Genomic DNA, 17,700 nt, shown 5'->3' with positions numbered 1-17,700 from the left:
ATCCATGGGGCCTCAGCGCTTGACGGGCATCCATGCCCGTCACCTCCCTCCGCAGCCCCTTCGCTCGGCCTCCTGAAGTCGCAATCGGCGGCGCCTGAACTATCGCGCTTAGAAGCAAAAGCCGAAGCAAGAGCAAGAGCAAAGCGGTTCGCTGTGCTAGCGCGGTTTCAAGTCCAACCGGCGCAGATGGCAGGTCACTTCCTCGCGGTCGTGATACAGCTGCTTGCAAGCAATCGACACCTTGATCTTGCGCGCCTTGAAGGTCGCCTCCATGCGGTCGAGCAGCCGGCGTACCTCGGCATAGCGCTGCTTCATCGGCAGCTTCAGGTTGACCACAGCTTCACGGCACAGCCCCTCGCCCAGCCAGGTCTCGATCAGCGAGGTGGTACGGGCCGGTTTCTCGACGATGTCGCACACCATCCAGTCCACCGGCTGCTTCGGTTGCCAGGTGAAACCATCGGCCATCAGGTGCTGGACCAAGCCGGTGTCCATCAGGCTCTCGGCCATCGGCCCGTTGTCGATGGCGGTCACCAGCATGCCCCGGCGCACCAGCTGGTAGGTCCAGCCACCCGGCGAGGCTCCTAGGTCGACACCGGTCATGTCATCGCCCAGGCGCTGCTCCCACTGCTCGCGCGGGATGAACTGGTGCCAGGCCTCTTCCAGTTTGAGCGTCGAGCGGCTGGGCGCCTCGCGGGGGAATTTCAGGCGCGGGATGCCCATGGGCCACAGTGCACTGTTGTTGGCCGGGGCAACACCGGCAAATACCCGGCGGCCGCTGATGAAGGTGAGCAGCAGGCGTGGGCGGCTGGCATCGTCGACCAGGCGGCCGGCCTTTTCCAAAGCCTTGCGCAGCGGCACCTCGAACTTGCGGCAGAAGGTGGACAGTTCCTTGCCCTCGTTACTGTCCAGCACCTCCAGCCACAGGCTGCCGAACACCGGGAACCCGGCCAGATGCGCCAGCAGCACACTGATACGGTCGCTTTCCGGCAGTTCGACATAACCGCCACGAGCCCACTGCCGCGGGAAAATCAGCTGGTTGAAGCGCAGTTCCCCCATCAAGCGCTCGGCACCGCCCTCCTCGCTACAGACAAACTCGGCACTGGCACTCTGCGGCTTGCCTTTGGCATAGCCGGCAACGCCCAGGCGGGCGGCATGTTCGCTGATTTCGGCGCACACCTCACCCTCGAAACCGGGCCGGCAATGCATGAACAGGGTATTCATTTCTCACTCCACTACGGCTGGCGCGCCACAGGCGCCGGCAGGGCGGCGATGATAAAGGAAGATCGGAACCTGCGACACGCCCCGCCGGTCCAGAAAAAGGTCAGATGACGCAAAGCGGTCTAACCTGACCTTTCAGCCAGGTCCGTGCCGTGCGGATCGATACACAGCGGTGCCACCGGCATATCTTGCCAGGCACCGGCGCAGAAGGAGTTGGCAATGCCCTCGCTCGATAGCCTGAATACCCTCAAATCCCTCAAGGTCGGCGACCAGACCTACCACTACTTCAGCCTCACCGAGGCCGCCCGCCAACTGGGCGACCTGCAGCGCCTGCCCATGTCGCTGAAGGTACTGCTGGAAAACCTGCTGCGCTGGGAGGACGGCAAGACTGTCACCGGCGACGACCTGCGCGCGCTCGCCCAATGGCTGGGCGAGCGACGCTCCGACCGCGAGATCCAGTACCGCCCGGCGCGGGTGCTGATGCAGGACTTTACCGGTGTGCCGGCCGTGGTCGACCTGGCCGCCATGCGCGCTGCCATGGCCAAGGCCGGCGGCGACCCGCAGAGGATCAACCCGCTTTCACCCGTGGACCTGGTGATCGACCATTCGGTGATGGTCGACCGCTACGGCACGCCGCAGGCCTTCAGCGAGAACGTCGACATCGAAATGCAGCGCAACGGCGAGCGCTATGCCTTCCTGCGCTGGGGCCAGAGCGCCTTTGACAACTTCCGCGTGGTACCGCCGGGTACTGGTATTTGCCACCAGGTCAACCTCGAATACCTCGGCCGCACCGTCTGGACCCGTGAGGCCGATGGCCGCACCTACGCCTTCCCCGACACCCTGGTCGGTACCGATTCGCATACCACCATGATCAATGGCCTGGGCGTGCTTGGCTGGGGCGTGGGCGGGATCGAAGCGGAGGCAGCCATGCTCGGCCAGCCGGTGTCGATGCTGATCCCTGAAGTGATCGGCTTCAAGCTGACCGGCAAGCTGCGCGAAGGCATCACCGCCACCGACCTGGTGCTGACGGTGACGCAGATGCTGCGCAAGAAGGGCGTGGTGGGCAAGTTCGTCGAGTTCTATGGCGACGGCCTGGCAGAGCTGCCCTTGGCCGACCGGGCAACCATCGCCAACATGGCCCCGGAATACGGTGCCACCTGCGGCTTCTTCCCCGTCGACCAAGTGACCCTGGACTACCTGCGCCTGTCCGGCCGCCCCGAGGCGACGGTGCAATTGGTTGAGCAGTACTGCAAAGCCCAGGGCTTGTGGCGGCAGCCGGGCCAGGAGCCACTGTTCAGCGACAGCCTGGCGCTGGACATGCAAGAGGTCGAGGCCAGCCTGGCCGGGCCCAAGCGGCCGCAGGACCGGGTAGCCCTGGGCCAGGTCAGCCAGGCCTTCGACCACTTCATCGAACTGCAACCCAAACCGCTGGCCAAAGAGGTCAGCCGCCTGGAAAGCGAAGGTGGCGGCGGCGTGGCGGTGGGCAACGCCGACCAGGCTGGGGAGATCGACTACAGCCATGAAGGCCAGACCCACACCCTGCGCGATGGCGCCGTGGTGATTGCCGCGATCACCTCGTGTACCAACACCTCGAACCCCAGTGTGATGATGGCCGCCGGGCTGGTGGCGAAAAAGGCCCTGGAGAAAGGCCTGCAACGCAAACCCTGGGTCAAGAGTTCGCTGGCGCCGGGCTCCAAGGTGGTCACCGACTACTTCAAGGCCGCCGGGCTAACCACCTATCTGGACCAATTGGGGTTCGATCTGGTCGGCTATGGCTGCACAACCTGCATCGGCAACTCCGGCCCGCTGGATGAAGCGATCGAAAAAGCCATCGGCAGCGCCGACCTCACGGTGGCTTCTGTGTTGTCGGGTAACCGCAACTTCGAAGGCCGTGTGCATCCGCTGGTCAAGACCAACTGGCTGGCCTCGCCGCCACTGGTGGTGGCCTATGCCCTGGCCGGCAGCGTACGCCTGGACCTGACCCGCGACCCTCTGGGCACTGGCAAGGATGGTCAACCGGTGTACCTGCGTGACATCTGGCCCAGCCAGCAGGAAATTGCCGCTGCCGTGGCCAAGGTAGACACGGCGATGTTCCACAAGGAATACGCCGAAGTGTTCGCCGGCGATGCACAGTGGCAGGCCATTGAGGTACCGCAGGCGGCCACCTACGTGTGGCAGGCCGATTCTACCTATATCCAGCATCCGCCGTTCTTCGACGACATCGGCGGGCCACCCCCGCAGGTCACCGACATCCAGGGTGCGCGGATCCTGGCACTACTGGGTGACTCGGTGACCACCGACCACATTTCCCCGGCCGGCAACATAAAGGCCGACAGCCCGGCCGGGCGCTACCTGCGTGAGCAGGGCGTGGAACCCCACGACTTCAACTCCTACGGCTCACGGCGTGGCAACCATGAAGTGATGATGCGCGGCACCTTCGCCAACATCCGCATCCGCAACGAAATGCTGGCGGGCGAAGAAGGTGGCAACACCCTGCACGTGCCCAGTGGCGAGAAGCTGTCGATCTACGACGCGGCCATGCGCTACCAGCAGGAAGGCACGCCGCTGGTGGTGATCGCCGGCCAGGAATATGGCACCGGCTCGAGCCGCGACTGGGCCGCCAAAGGCACCAACCTGCTGGGGGTCAAAGCGGTACTGGCGGAAAGCTTCGAGCGCATTCACCGCTCCAACCTGGTAGGCATGGGCGTACTGCCGCTGCAATTCAAGGCCGGCCACAACCGCAAGCAACTGGGACTGACCGGCAAGGAGAAGATCGATGTACTGGGCTTGAACGGTACACAGATCCGCCCGGGCATGAGCCTGCCCTTGCGCATCACCCGCGAGGATGGGCAGCACGAGCAGATCGAGGTGCTGTGCCGGATCGATACCGTGAATGAAGTGGAGTACTTCAAGGCGGGGGGAATATTGCATTATGTGTTGCGGCAGCTGATTGCTGGTTGAGGCGCGTATGCTTGGGGCTGCTGTGCAGCCCCAATATTGTTCAACGAGAAGGACCACTCGTGCCTCGCTTCCACCTGATCGCACTTTTACTCCTGGCACTCGGCTACACCCTCGCCCTGAGCCAGGGCAACCTCGGCATCACCACCCTGCCAACCTTTCTCGCCCTGCTTGCCAGCGCCCTACTCGCTCGCCGCCCCCAGCGCTGGCAACAAGCTCTCGGCCACACGTTGTTCATCCTCTTGGCCATCGCCCTGGCATTGCACTGGCTGCCCGGCTTCAACGCTGCCAAGGTCATCGACGGCGTTGCCCTCAGCCCTGGCGCCCTGCCCTTCACGATGTACCTGAACCTGGACAAACCCCTGATCGGCGCCTGGCTGCTGCTGGCCTGCCCTTGGCTGTTCCTGTGGCGCAGCCAGGGCCTGGCGACCAGCCTGCTGTACGCCCTGCCCCTGACACTGCTTGCCTGCCTGGGCGGCGCCTGGGCAATGGGCATGCTGGCCTGGGCCCCGAAATGGCCCGACCAAGCCTGGCTCTGGCTGCTGAACAACCTGCTGCTGGTAAGCCTGACCGAAGAACTGTTGTTCCGCGGCTACATCCAGGCCGGCCTGCAACGGCTGCTGCGCCACCAAGGGCTGGCATTGTTCGCCGCCGCCTTGCTGTTCGGCCTGGCCCACCTGGGGGCCGGCTGGCAATGGGTATACCTGGCTACCCTTGCCGGTATCGGCTACGGCCTGGCGTACCGCTGGGGCGGCGTGGCGGCTGCGGTGCTCTGCCATTTTGGCCTGAACCTGGTGCATTTCACCCTGTTCAGCTATCCGATGCTGGCTCTTGGCTAGCCAGTCGGTCATCATTCGACTTATCCGTCATTAAACAGCAGTAAAAACGAAATAATGACGCTAAATTACTTGAACGTGCTCGTTGGCTAACCCAGATCGAAGTGATGGCCTGTTGCCACAGGTCAAGCACATTAATTATTCATTCAATAAAACCAGCGGCTTGCCGATACCAGTCGAAAGCCCTGCGGACTATCAACCCATGCGTAACAACCAGCCGATTACCCAGAGAGAACGGACTTTCCCTGCCCAGCAGCGGTTGATCTCCACCACCAATGCCAAAGGTGTGATCACTTACTGCAACGATGCCTTCGTCGAGATCAGTGGTTTCACCCGCGAAGAACTGACCGGTGCCCCGCATAACCTGGTGCGTCACCCCGATGTGCCGCCAGCGGTGTTTGCCCACATGTGGCAAACCCTCAAGCAGGGCCAGCCGTGGATGGGCATCGTCAAGAACCGCTGCAAGTCCGGCGACCATTACTGGGTCAACGCCTATGTCACGCCGATCTTCGACAACAACCAGGTGGTCGGCTTCGAATCGGTGCGGGTCAAGCCCACCGCCGAGCAGGTCCGCCGCGCCGAGGCGCTGTACCAGCGCATCAACCAGGGCAAGCCGCCGGTACCGCGCCGGGACAAGTGGCTACCGGTGCTGCAGGACTGGTTGCCGTTCATCCTGATCAGCCAGGTGGGCTTCCTGATCGGCAACTGGCTGGGCCATTCCTGGGGCTTCGCCCTGGCTGCCGGGCTTTCCGTACCGCTGGGCCTGCTGGGCCTGAGCTGGCAGCAGCGCGGCCTCAAGCGCCTGCTGCGCCTGGCCGAGCAAACCACCTCCGACCCGCTGATCGCGCAGATGTACACCGACAGCCGGGGCGTGCAGGCGCGCCTGGAAATGGCCATGCTCAGCCAGGACGCGCGCATGAAAACCTGCCTGACCCGCCTGCAGGACAGCGCCGAACACCTCAGCGAACAGGCGCGCCAGTCTGACGCGCTTGCGCACAAGAGCTCTTCGGGCCTGGAGCGCCAACGGGTGGAGACCGAGCAGGTTGCCGCTGCAGTCAACCAGATGGCCGCCACCACCCAGGAAGTGGCCAACCACGTGCAGCGCACCGCCGATGCCACCCAGGAAGCCAACCGCCTGACCAGCCAGGGCCGGCAGATTGCCGGTGAAACCCGCGAGGCCATCGAGCGCCTGTCGGCGGCGGTGGGCGAAACCGGCCAGACGGTGACGCAACTGGCCAAGGACAGCGACGAGATTGGTGGCGTGGTCGATGTGATCAAGGGCATCGCCGACCAGACCAACCTGCTGGCGCTGAACGCGGCCATCGAAGCGGCACGTGCCGGTGAAATGGGCCGAGGCTTTGCCGTGGTGGCCGACGAAGTGCGCCAGCTGGCCCAGCGCACTGCCGAATCCACCGGGCAGATCCACGGCCTGATCGCCAAGCTGCAACAAACCGCCAGCAATGCCGTACTGACCATGGAAACCGGCCATCGCCAGGCGCAGGAAGGCGTCGACCGTGTGATGCAGGCCGACGAGGCGCTGGTGGGTATCAGTGAAGCGGTGGCCAACATCACCGACATGGCTACCCAGATTGCTGCAGCGACCGAAGAGCAGACTGCAGTGGCTGACGAGATCAGCCGCAACATCAGCACCATCGCCGACCTGGCCGACCAGACTGCCGAACAGGCCCAGCACTCGGCGCTGCTCAGCGAAGAGCTGACCAGTACGGCGGGTACCCAGTACTCGCTGGTGGAGCGGTTCAACCGCTAAGGCGGCTTCCACAGGTACGGCATGCACTTTATACCTGCGCCGTACCTGTGGGAGTAACTGTCTTGCTCAAAATCCAAAAGATTGCGCGATCACTGTGGGAGCGGGTTCACCCGCGAACACCGGCGAAGCCGGTGCCATCCAGCGCGCAGGCTTCTTCGCGGGTGAACCCGCTCCCACAGGGGGCCGCGCAAGCCTTCAGAGTGCATTCACGACAGTTGCTCATGCAACGAGCGCGTGAGCATTACCAATCCAGTTGCAAACAGCTCTCGAAGTAGCGTTCTTCCCCGCTCAGCGGGTCTGCAAAGCGCAGGCTCTGCGCCAGCAACTTCAGCGGCCGCTGGTAGTCGTCCTCGTCGTTGAGAAGCTGCGGATAGAATGGGTCATTGCAGATCCCCGCCCCCAGCGCTGCCATGTGCATGCGCAACTGATGGGTCTTGCCAGTTACCGGCGACAGCCCGTAACGCCAAAGCTCGCCATTCTTCTCCAGCACTTCGGCCAGGGTTTCGCTGTTGGCCTCCCCCTCTACCTCGTGCATGCGGAAAAACGGCTCGCCATGAACCAGGCGGCTTTTGTGCACCAGCGGGAAATCGTGCTGCGGCATGGCCGCCGCAATTGCCTGGTAGCGCTTGTCGATGCGTCGTTCGGGGAACAGCCGTTGGTAGGCACTACGGCTCTGCGGGTTGGCGGAAAACAGCACAAGCCCGGCGGTATGCCGGTCGATACGGTGCAACGGCACCAGGTGCGGGTTGCCCAGGCGGCGGATCAGGCGGCGCAGCAAGGTCTGTTCGACGTATTCGCCAGTCGGCGTCACTGGCAGGAAATGCGGCTTGTCGGCTACCACCAGGTGCTCATCCACATGCAGTACGGTCTCCTGCACCGGGATCGGCCGCTCGTTCGGCACCTCACGGAAGTAGTGCAAACGCATACCGCGCTTGTAAGGCAGTTCAGCAGAAACCGCCCGCCCTTCGGCATCAAGCACCCGGCCACGAGCAAAGCGGTCAAGCCACTGGGCGCGGTCGATGGCCTTGAAATGGTCACACAGGCAGTCGAGCACCGTCGCCCAGTTACCGGGGGGCAGGCACACCGTGCTGGCTTGCTGGCGGGCGGGGTCGAAAGGCGTGGTCATGGCAGGGCTCGAAACGTTCACGGCCGCGCATTATCCCCCAAGCCCGCGCCCTCAACCAGCCTGGGCAATGGCCTCGCAGCGCTCCTTCAACCAGCGCAATACCTGCACCGGCTCCCAGCGCCCAGGGTCGTAGAGGGCATACAGCAACCCCTGATACCCCACCACATCCAGCCCGCGGTGATAGCCGGCACGCTGGAACAGGGCCTCGATCTCGGCGAAGCAGGTATTGAAGTGGACCTTGCCGAACGGCGTGCGGTCATCGGTCACCAGGCCTTCGAGGCGCAGTTCCAGAACAGCGTCGGCCACCCGCTCGACGGGCATGCGGTTGACGCTGTACTTGAGTTGCTCGACATTGAGCATGGCTTCACCTCGACACTGTATTTATATACAGCATACGAATATCCTCTTACCGCCGTCAATGCGCTTCATTGCAGGCCCGGCAGATAGCCGGTGCCTTTGCGGATGGTCAACACCTGGCGCCGAGGGGCGCCGCGCGACACGGCCAGGTGCACCCAGTCATCGAATTCGAGGATCAGTTGGTCGAAGGGGATGGTGCTTTCGCTGACCCGACGCACAACCTCGCGCGGGGTCACTTCAATCACCGTGAAATCAGCCGCCAGCCCCTGCAGATGCTTGCTCGTCAGCGTCCCGCCAATACGCTGGTTGACTGCGGGGCTGCGATAGCCGCTGCTGACAATGACCGGTGCGCCGAACAGCGCGCGCACCTGCTCCAGTGCATTGCACAGCAACTGCAGGTTGGCACGCGCCTCGGCTGGAGGATTGTTGTCGAGCCCTTCCCTGGCGGCGAGCTGCGAAACAGTCATTTCATCGAGGGTGAAATGGGGGGTAATGCGCATGGCTGGATTCCTGATGACCGGTGAAGAATGCCGGCCTCAACGTGCCGGCAGCGGATCATCACAACGCTGCACACCGCATGGAGCAGGGACAGACCTCCCCTGGCGCAATTACTGCGCGAGAAACGCCACCACCTGTTCGGCATCGAACGGCCAGTGCAGCTCGGCGCCGTTGTCACAACGGCGCAGCACCGGAATGATCAGGCCATAGCGTTCGAACAGAGTTTCGTTCTCGGCAATGTCGACCAGTTCCACCAGCAGGCCATGATCGACGAAGGGCATCAGCACGGCCTCGGCCACTTCACACAGGTGGCAGCCGAGGGTGCCGAACAGTTGGCATTCAGGCAGCATGGGGCAAGTCCGCTTTGGCAGGGAGAAACCTATTCTAGGTCCGTCCTGCCCACAGTGCACCTGACCTGGCTCAATCCTGGCTGGTGGCGCCGATACGGTGTAGCGACAGGTCCGCGCCCTGGAATTCCTGCTCATGGCTCAAGCGCAGCCCATGCAGCGCGCGGATTGCACCATACACGGCAAAACCGCCGGCCAATGCCACCACCACGCCCATCAGGCTGCCCAGCAATTGGCTGACCAGGCTGACACCGCCCATGCCACCCAGCACCTCCTGGCCGAAGATGCCGCAGGCCATGCCACCCCATACGCCGCACAGGCCATGCAATGGCCACACACCCAGCACATCGTCGATCTTCCAGCGGTTCTGCGCCGCGGTGAAGGTCCAGACGAACAGCGCACCCGCCACCAGGCCGGTGGCCAGCGCACCAATCGGGTGCATCAGGTCGGAACCGGCACAAACCGCTACCAGCCCGGCCAGCGGCCCGTTATGCAGGAAGCCCGGGTCGTTACGCCCGGCCAGCAAGGCCGACAGGGTGCCACCGACCATGGCCATCAGCGAGTTGATCGCCACCAGGCCGCTGACACCTTGCAGGGTCTGGGCACTCATGACGTTGAAGCCAAACCAGCCGATGATCAGGATCCACGACCCCAATGCCAGAAAGGGAATGCTCGAAGGGGCAAAAGCCACCAACCGGCCATCGCGGTAGCGCCCACGGCGCGCGCCCAGCAGCAACACCGCCGCCAGCGCCAGCCAGCCGCCCATGGCATGCACCACCACCGAGCCGGCAAAATCATGGAACGGCGCGCCGAAGCGTGCCTGCAACCAGGCCTGAACGCCCAGGTTGCCGTTCCACACCACGCCCTCGAAGAACGGATAGATGAACGCTACGATCAACGCCGTGGCACACAGTTGCGGCACAAATCGCGCCCGCTCCGCGATGCCCCCGGAGATGATTGCCGGGATCGCCGCAGCGAAGGTCAGCAGGAAAAAGCACTTGACCAGCGCATAGCCATGGTCGGCCGCCAACGCTGCCGCCGGCTGGAAGAAGCTGACCCCGTAGGCGATCCAGTAGCCGATGAAGAAGTACACCAATGCCGAAATAGCGAAGTCGCTGAGAATCTTCGACAAGGCGTTGACCTGGTTCTTGTGGCGTACAGTGCCCACTTCGAGAAACGCGAAGCCGGCATGCATGGCCAGCACCAGGATGGCGCCCATGAGAATGAACAGGGTGTTTGAACCGTGGACCAGAGAGTCCATCGCGCTGTGCATGTTTTCCATGAAATAGGCAGACCTGCTGAAAAAGGCACCAGGACAGTTCAAGAACCTGCATCCCTGCACCGAATCGGTGCCAGCTCCCTGCCCCGTTTCGGTGAACCGGGCGGAGCCTGCTTGGTTTTTTCTTGGGTTTGTCGTGGATTGAGTTAAGGTTTATCGGTATCCGCTGCGCTGACGCCCTGAATCGGCGCAATACCTGACCAGGGCGCCCCGCAACGTGGCAAAGCCTTAGCAAGGCCCATACCAGCGCCGGTACTTGAACCTTCCGCGCGTGCTATCACTCGAACTACCAACACTCATCGACAGGGAGATACCCATGGCCAGCAAATCGGCAAAGACTGCACAAGAGATATTGATGGCTGACTTCCAGGCACTGGTCCGCGACACCGAGAAGCTGCTGGCCGACACTGCCAACCTGGCAGGCGACCAGGCTGACGAGTTGCGTGAACAGATCCACGACCGCCTGACCCAGGCCCGCGAAACCCTGCAACTGACCCAGGACTCGGTGCGGGAACGCGGCCAGGCAGCATTGAGCAGTGCCGAACAGTACGTGCAGGAAAAACCGTGGCAGGCGATCGGCATTGCCGCTGGCGTCGGCCTGTTGATCGGCCTGCTGGCCAACCGGCGCTGAGGGGTTTCCATGGAGAACGACGCCAACGGCGCCAGCGCCTCGGGCAAGCGCCTGGGGGCGGCTGCCCTGGGACTGCTGCACAGCCACATCGAACTGTTCGGCATCGAATTGCAGGAGCAGAAGGGCCGCACCTTGAGCCTGCTGCTGTTCGCCGGCCTCGCCCTGGTATTCGCCCTGCTTCTGCTGACGGCGTTGTCCGGGCTGTTGCTGGTGCTGCTGTGGGATAGCTATCGCCTGGCCGGCATCATTGGCCTGTGCGTGTTCTACGGCATAGCCGCGCTGTATTGCGGCTTGCGCCTGAAGGCCGCGGTGTTCGACGAGTCGTCGCCCTTCGGCGCCACCCTCGAGGAACTTGCCAAGGACCGGGAGCGCCTGTTGCCATGAGCCTGCCAGAACTGCCAAACACCCGAAACCCGCGGGAACTGCGCAAGGCGCTGCTGCGCCTGCGCATGGAAATGCACCGCCAGGAAATCCGCCACGAGTCCGCGCAGTTGCTTGAGCCACTGCGCCGCGTGCGCGGCATGGGCAGCTCGTTGCACGACGGGCTGGGCATCAAGCATGCGCCGCTTTGGGGGATTGGCGCAGTGGTGGCGCTGGGTTTCCTCACCGGCAAGGGCGTGCGCAGCGGCAACCTGGCGCGGCTGTTGCGCCTGGGCACCAGCCTGCTGCCGCTGCTGCGCCTGTACCTGCAAGGCAGCCGCCGCCCCTGAGCGTTTTCCGTCGACTGCACCGGCCCTATCGCCGGCAAGCCGGCTCCCACCTCGATCGCATCGGCCTCCAGCCATGTGCAATCCCTGTGGGAGCCGGCTTGCCGGCGATAGGGCCATTACAGGCTTACCTCTTGCGCTGCCCTTCCGGACACCGGAAGCTATACCCCTCGATCCACAGGAGACCGCGCCTTGGACTGGCACACCCTGCTCACCCGCGAACGCCTGGGCAAAGCCCTGTACAGCGCCGATGAACTCGGGCGCAGCCCCTTCCACAAGGACCACGACCGCATCATCTTCTCCGGTGCCTTCCGCCGCCTCGGGCGCAAGACCCAGGTGCACCCGGTTTCCAGCAACGACCATATCCATACACGCCTGACCCACTCGCTGGAAGTCAGCTGCGTCGGCCGCTCGCTGGGAATGCGCGTCGGCGAAACCCTGCGCGACAGCCTGCCGGACTGGTGCGCCCCCAGCGACCTGGGGATGATCGTGCAGTCGGCTTGCCTGGCCCATGACATCGGCAACCCACCGTTCGGCCACTCTGGCGAAGACGCCATCCGGCACTGGTTCCAGCAGGCCGCCGGGCGTGGCTGGCTGGATGACATGAGCGACGACGAGCGCGCCGACTTCCTCAACTTCGAAGGTAACGCCCAAGGCTTTCGCGTACTCACCCAGCTGGAGTACCACCAGTTCGACGGCGGTACTCGGCTGACCTATGCCACCCTCGGCACTTACCTGAAGTACCCGTGGAGCGCACGCCACGCCGACGCCCTGGGCTACAAGAAGCACAAGTTCGGCAGTTACCAGAGCGAACTGCCGCTGCTCGAGCAGATCGCCCGCAAGCTCGGCCTGCCGCAACTGGAACACCAGCGCTGGGCGCGCCACCCGCTGGTCTACCTGATGGAGGCTGCAGATGACATCTGCTACGCGCTGATCGACCTGGAAGACGGCCTGGAAATGGAGCTGCTGCAATACGCCGAAGTCGAAGCACTGCTGCTCGATCTGGTCGGCGATGACCTGCCGGAAACCTACCGTCAGCTCGGCCCTGGCGATTCCCGGCGGCGCAAGCTGGCGATCCTGCGCGGCAAGGCCATCGAGCACCTGACCAACGCTGCCGCCCGCGCCTTCGTCGAGCAGCAGCAAGCCTTGCTGGCCGGCCAGCTGGCGGGCGACCTGGTCGAACACATGCACGGCCCGGCCAAGCGCTGCGTGCTGCAGGCCAAGGACATGGCACGCAACAAGATCTTCCAGGACAAGCGCAAGACCCTGCACGAGATCGGCGCCTACACCACGCTGGAAATCTTGCTGAACACCTTCTGCGGGGCCGCCCTCGAGCAGCACGGCGGACGCACGCCGTCGTTCAAGAGCCGCCGGGTACTGGACCTGATCGGCAACAATGCCCCCGACCCACACGGCTCGCTGCACAGCGCCTTCCTACGCATGATCGACTTCATCGCGGGGATGACCGACAGCTATGCCAGTGAAATGGCCCGGGAAATGACCGGGCGCTCCAGCCCGACCTGAGCCCTGCCGGTGCAGCCCGGACATCGCCCGTAGCTGCACCGCATATTGTGGGAAACTTCCTACATATACTGGCGGCAAGTTAAACGGCACGAATAAAAGTAAATGAAAAGTTACCAATCACGCTTTGACAATGAATTAAACGCGCTTATTTCGTAGCCCGAATTGTTTTATCTTGTAAGCCATTTCCCATATAGGGCTAATAGCCCTTCCTCGCATGCCCGATGACTTTCAACTGCGATAAGGTGCCGCCTGTCACCCTCAATCGCCCGCAGGGAAGTTGAACATGCATTCCATATTTATCGTCGACGACCATCCCGTCATCCGCCTGGCCGTTCGTATGTTGCTGGAAAACCAGAATTACAAGGTTGTCGGCGAGTCGGACAACGGCGTGGACGCCATGCAGATGATTCGCGAAGCCGCCCCAGACCTGGTCATCCTCGACATCAGCATCCCCAAACTGGACGGGCTGGAGGTGCTTGCCCGGTTCCAGGCCATGGCCTTGCCCGTGAAGGTACTGGTACTGACCGCGCAATCTCCCGCATTGTTTGCCGTACGCTGCATGCACTCGGGTGCTGCAGGCTATGTGTGCAAGCAGGAGGACCTGAGCGAACTGCTCAGTGCAGTAAAGGCCGTGCTGGCTGGTTACAACTATTTCCCCAGCCAGGCAATCAAGCATAACCAGGCGATAGATGCCGACCTGCAACTTTTCCGTCAGGTTAATGACCGCGAACTGATGGTGCTTCAACTATTCGCCCAGGGCCGCAGCAACAAGGAAATTGCCAAGGGCATGTTCCTCAGCAGCAAGACCGTCAGTACCTACAAGAAGCGCCTCATGCACAAACTTCAGGTCAATACGCTGGTCGATCTGATTGAAATGGCCAAACGCAACGCGCTGGTCTGAGGGTAGTCATGGCGCACAGTATCGCTCGCCTACTGCTCACCCTGCTCCTGTTCAGCGGCGTGGCACAGGCTACCCATCACGAAGCTTCATCCTATACCTTGCTGGCACGCTCATCGGCCAGGCCGGCATTACCAGCGCTCACGGACGAACAACGGCAATGGCTCGAAGGCCGTCAGGAACTGGTGCTGGGTACCTCGGCACCAGACTACCCGCCGTTCGACATCACCAGTGGGGGCCGCGACTACCAGGGCCTTACCGCCGAGTACGCAAGCCTGATCGGCAAGGCCCTGCAGTTGCCCGTGCGGGTGCTGCGCTTTTCCAGCCGGCAAGCGGCGGTCGAGGCGCTCCGGCAGGGCGATATCGACCTCCTTGGCAGCTCCAACGGCTACGAAGCGGCCAGCGATGGCCTGGCCCTGTCGGCCCCCTATGCCATCGACCAACCGGTGCTGGTAACGCGCGAGGACGAAAGCCGGGCGCTGGACACGGGCCTGGGCGGCATGCGCCTGGGCATGCTCTACCATTACCTGCCCCGCCAGGAGGTGAACAGCGCCTACCCCAAGGCCGAGCTTCTGGCCTTCGGCTCGTCCAGCCAGGCCCTGAGTGCCGTGGCGTTCGGCCAGGCCGACGTGTTCATCGGTGATACCATTTCCACCCACTACCAACTCAATCGCGGCCACCTGCCGCGCCTGCGCATGGCCAGTTTCGGCAAGCACGAGGCCATCGGCTTCGGTTTTGCCCTGCGCCGCGAGGACCGGGTCCTGATGGATCTGGTGAACGCCACCCTGGACAGACAGACCTCGGCCATACGCGCCAGCATCTTCAAGCGCTGGAGCGCTGGTAGCGACCTGCTGCTGACCGACCGCAAGCTGCAACTGACCGACACCGAAGAACAATGGCTGAAAGACCACCCGGTGATGCGCGTTGCAATCGATGACACCGCTGCACCGGTCTCCTATTTCGACGGCTCGGGGCATTTTCGCGGCATCACCGCCGACCTGCTCGAGCTCCTTCGCCTGCGCACCGGCTTGCGTTTCGAAGTGCAGCGCGCCAGTGGCCTTGCCGACATGATTGCCCGCCTCAAGGATGGCCGCGCCGATGTCATTGCTGCACTGGCCAGCGGCGGGATGAACGAAGACGACCTGCAAATCAGCCAACCCTACCTGGAAAGCGCCTATGTGCTGGTCAGCCGCAAGGACAAACAACCCTTCACCTCGCTGGAACAGCTGCAGGGTCATCGCATCGCCATTACCCGCTACAGTGCCATGGACGCCATGCTGTCGCGGCACTATCCGCAAATCGGCTGGGTCGAGACCGAAAGCTCGTTCTATTCCATGGCGTTGCTCAACAGTGGTGCCGTCGATGCGGTGATCACCACCTTGATCGACGCCAACCACGCCCTGGCTGGTAATCCCGAACTGGTCATCCGGGCCACCGTCGGCAGCGAACCCGCCACCTTCGCCATGGCCACCAGCGCCCCGTCACAAGCGCTGGTGTCGATCCTCGACAAGGCGCTGCTGAGCATCTCGCCGGAAGAACTGGGGGTCATCAACAACCGTTGGCGCGGCTTCAGCCTGCACGAGGATGGCAACGACCACGGCTACCGCCGGCTGGCGATACAGGTGGTACTGGGCACCGCCGTGCTGTTGCTGCTGGCCTTGTTGTGGAATGCCCGCCTGCGCCTGCAGATTCGCCAGCGGCAACGCGCCGAACGGGCGCTGAACGACCAGTTGGCGTTCATGCGCGCCCTCCTCAACGGCACGCCCCACCCGATGTACGTGCGTGATCGCGAGGGCCGTCTGCAAAGCTGCAACTACAGCTACCTGGAAGCCGTGCAGGCCCGCTCCGAGGAGGTCATCGGCAAAAACCTGGAGGGGAGCCTGTTCGCCGATTACGAACAGACCCGGCAGATCCACGCCGATTATCTGAAGGTGATGGCCGAAGGCTCGCCGCTGATCATGGACCGGCCACTTCGGATCCAGGGCCGGGAGATGACCATCTACCACTGGATTCTGCCGTACCGCGACTCACTGGGTGAGGTGCAGGGCATCATCGGTGGCTGGATCGACATCAGCGAGCGCCGCCATCTGGTCATGGAGCTGCGCCAGGCCAAGCAGCAGGCCGATGATGCGAACCGCGCCAAAAGCACGTTCCTGGCCACCATCAGCCACGAAATCCGCACCCCGATGAATGCAATCACAAGCGGTTTTGGTAGAAAATGCTAGCATCCTCTATCAATAGGTGTGGAGAGCATCCATGACCAGCACAAATCCCTTGCCCAGAGCCTTTGCGGAGGTGTTCCAGGGCGACGACACCATCAACGTTTACAGCTACATCCGTTTTTCATCCAAAGCCCAAAAGCTGGGCTTTGGCGAGAAACGGCAATTAGACCAGCTTACCCGGTTTTTTGAGCAATACCCGCAGGCGAGGCAGGTCGAGCACTACGAGGATTTGGGCGTATCTGCCTTCAAGGGCAAGAACCTGAAATCCGGTCAGTTGGCTCGCTTCGTGGAGCGAATCAAAGCCAAAGAGATCCTTCCCAATGCCCTACTGCTGGTCGAGTCATTCGACCGTATCAGCCGGATGGGTGGCTATGACGCCCTTGAACTAATAATCTCAATCATCCAAGCCGATTGTGCAATTTACACCCTCTTTGATAACCGCCTCTACTCCCGTAGGAAGCGAGATAGCAGTGTCGATATAAGCCTAATCCAAAATATATTGGAACGGGCAAACGATGAGAGTCGTAACAAGTCAGAGCGTATATCAGACGCCAAGGCACGAAACTTATTGAAAGGTGAAAGCGGCGAGATAATCACAAGGCGATGCCCTTTCTGGATCAGCTATGTTGATGAGGGATTCATCCTTAACGAACATGCAGAAGCCGTGAAACGTGCCGCAGAACTCTGTTTTGAAATGGGTGCAAGAGCAATCGCCCAAGAATTAAACAAGATGAACTTCCCCAAGAAATATACTGAAAGCGTTGTTGGGAAGGTTCTTCGACAGCCCGCAATTTACGGGTCTTTTATCGCTATGGAGTGGGACGAATCAGGTAAACCGATTCAGGTCAAAAAAGAGATTAAAGGCTATTATCCGGCAGTAATTTCAGAGGCAGAGTTTTATAGGGTCGGCGCAAAATTGAGTGAGCGACAAGACCCAAAACTTGCAGGGCGGAAGGTCGCAGAATTCAAAAACATCTTACGAGGGATTGTTTTTTGTGCCTGTGGCTCGGGCTTCCGTTACCACGCACAAAAAAGAGAGTATGTTGACTTGGTGTGCTCGGCCTCATTGGCTGGACGCTGCACGTATGCATCACCAGGAAAAGGCGTCAGATATAGATATGCACGAATAGAGGAAATATTCCTTGCCTACCAATCTCTTATCCCTTTTCACAGAATAATACCAAAGTCTAATGGCATTAAGTCGCTGGAAAATGAAAAGCAAGAGCTAGCTGGAAAAATTCTTCAACAGGAAAAATCATTAGCAAGCAATTTCGACATTTGAATCGCCCCTGGTTTCCTAGACACTCTCCAAGCTCAGGAAATAGCGTTTC

At 62.0% G+C, this 17,700-nt stretch carries 15 protein-coding genes and 1 pseudogene; 10 read left to right on the top strand and 6 right to left on the bottom strand.

The genetic code is table 11. The features are described 5' to 3' along the window. Positions 1 to 156: 156 nt before the first annotated feature. Positions 157 to 1,221 (bottom strand): 23S rRNA (cytidine(2498)-2'-O)-methyltransferase RlmM, encoded by a 1,065-nt coding sequence (rlmM, locus tag MJ643_RS28920; protein WP_013971691.1) that lies wholly within the window; start codon positions 1,219 to 1,221, stop codon positions 157 to 159. Between the two features lie 216 nt (positions 1,222 to 1,437). Between rlmM and acnA the strand changes: the two genes are divergently transcribed. The 3 genes from acnA to MJ643_RS28905 all read left to right on the top strand — a co-directional run bounded on the left by acnA (position 1,438) and on the right by MJ643_RS28905 (position 6,780). Further along, positions 1,438 to 4,179: an aconitate hydratase AcnA gene (gene acnA, locus MJ643_RS28915; protein WP_024086573.1), complete on the top strand. Its 2,742-nt coding sequence runs from the start codon at positions 1,438 to 1,440 to the stop codon at positions 4,177 to 4,179. 59 nt (positions 4,180 to 4,238) lie between these two features. Then, complete coding sequence (locus MJ643_RS28910) at positions 4,239 to 5,015, top strand: CPBP family intramembrane glutamic endopeptidase (protein WP_013971689.1); 777 nt, start codon at positions 4,239 to 4,241, stop codon at positions 5,013 to 5,015. Positions 5,016 to 5,214: 199 nt separating this feature from the next. After that, positions 5,215 to 6,780 (top strand): PAS domain-containing methyl-accepting chemotaxis protein, encoded by a 1,566-nt coding sequence (locus tag MJ643_RS28905; protein WP_023661721.1) that lies wholly within the window; start codon positions 5,215 to 5,217, stop codon positions 6,778 to 6,780. A gap of 241 nt (positions 6,781 to 7,021) precedes the next feature. Here MJ643_RS28905 and MJ643_RS28900 read toward each other — a convergent pair whose 3' ends face one another. The 5 genes from MJ643_RS28900 to MJ643_RS28880 form a co-directional block, all read right to left on the bottom strand. Beyond that, positions 7,022 to 7,906: a pseudouridine synthase gene (locus MJ643_RS28900; RefSeq protein WP_196185073.1), complete on the bottom strand. Its 885-nt coding sequence runs from the start codon at positions 7,904 to 7,906 to the stop codon at positions 7,022 to 7,024. A 51-nt stretch (positions 7,907 to 7,957) separates the two neighbouring features. Further along, positions 7,958 to 8,266: a hypothetical protein gene (locus MJ643_RS28895; RefSeq protein ID WP_004376097.1), complete on the bottom strand. Its 309-nt coding sequence runs from the start codon at positions 8,264 to 8,266 to the stop codon at positions 7,958 to 7,960. Between the two features lie 65 nt (positions 8,267 to 8,331). After that, complete coding sequence (locus tag MJ643_RS28890; RefSeq protein ID WP_047595269.1) at positions 8,332 to 8,763, bottom strand: D-Ala-D-Ala carboxypeptidase family metallohydrolase; 432 nt, start codon at positions 8,761 to 8,763, stop codon at positions 8,332 to 8,334. A gap of 108 nt (positions 8,764 to 8,871) precedes the next feature. Next, entirely contained in the window at positions 8,872 to 9,111 is a 240-nt protein-coding gene (locus tag MJ643_RS28885; protein ID WP_004376101.1) for a glutaredoxin family protein, read from the bottom strand. A 70-nt stretch (positions 9,112 to 9,181) separates the two neighbouring features. Next, a complete protein-coding gene (locus tag MJ643_RS28880) occupies positions 9,182 to 10,390 on the bottom strand; it encodes an ammonium transporter (RefSeq protein WP_015269506.1) in 1,209 nt (402 codons plus the stop codon). Between the two features lie 313 nt (positions 10,391 to 10,703). Here MJ643_RS28880 and MJ643_RS28875 point away from each other — a divergent pair, with 313 nt between their 5' ends. From MJ643_RS28875 to MJ643_RS28845, 7 genes and pseudogenes are all read left to right on the top strand, one after another. Then, the gene (locus MJ643_RS28875) at positions 10,704 to 11,018 is read left to right on the top strand and encodes a YqjD family protein (protein ID WP_013971684.1); all 315 of its coding nucleotides are present in this window, start codon (positions 10,704 to 10,706) and stop codon (positions 11,016 to 11,018) included. A 9-nt stretch (positions 11,019 to 11,027) separates the two neighbouring features. Further along, the gene (locus MJ643_RS28870; protein ID WP_013971683.1) at positions 11,028 to 11,402 is read left to right on the top strand and encodes a phage holin family protein; all 375 of its coding nucleotides are present in this window, start codon (positions 11,028 to 11,030) and stop codon (positions 11,400 to 11,402) included. Beyond that, positions 11,399 to 11,728, top strand: a complete 330-nt coding sequence (locus MJ643_RS28865; RefSeq protein WP_013971682.1) for a hypothetical protein — start codon at positions 11,399 to 11,401, stop codon at positions 11,726 to 11,728. Before MJ643_RS28870 ends, MJ643_RS28865 begins: the two co-directional genes overlap by 4 nt. A gap of 189 nt (positions 11,729 to 11,917) precedes the next feature. Continuing rightward, positions 11,918 to 13,249: a deoxyguanosinetriphosphate triphosphohydrolase gene (locus MJ643_RS28860; RefSeq protein WP_013971681.1), complete on the top strand. Its 1,332-nt coding sequence runs from the start codon at positions 11,918 to 11,920 to the stop codon at positions 13,247 to 13,249. Positions 13,250 to 13,532: 283 nt separating this feature from the next. Next, complete coding sequence (locus tag MJ643_RS28855; RefSeq protein ID WP_024086568.1) at positions 13,533 to 14,150, top strand: response regulator transcription factor; 618 nt, start codon at positions 13,533 to 13,535, stop codon at positions 14,148 to 14,150. A gap of 8 nt (positions 14,151 to 14,158) precedes the next feature. Next, positions 14,159 to 16,345, top strand: a pseudogene (locus MJ643_RS28850) (transporter substrate-binding domain-containing protein); the annotation flags it as partial. Between the two features lie 58 nt (positions 16,346 to 16,403). Continuing rightward, positions 16,404 to 17,651, top strand: coding sequence for a recombinase family protein (locus tag MJ643_RS28845; protein WP_247727190.1), 1,248 nt, complete (start codon positions 16,404 to 16,406; stop codon positions 17,649 to 17,651). Positions 17,652 to 17,700 lie beyond the last annotated feature (49 nt).

It is taken from the genome of Pseudomonas sp. PNPG3, assembly GCF_023093815.1.
Lineage (GTDB): Bacteria > Pseudomonadota > Gammaproteobacteria > Pseudomonadales > Pseudomonadaceae > Aquipseudomonas > Aquipseudomonas asiatica.
Note: the sequence above shows the minus strand (reverse complement) of the source record. Positions and strands in the feature narration are given on the sequence as shown.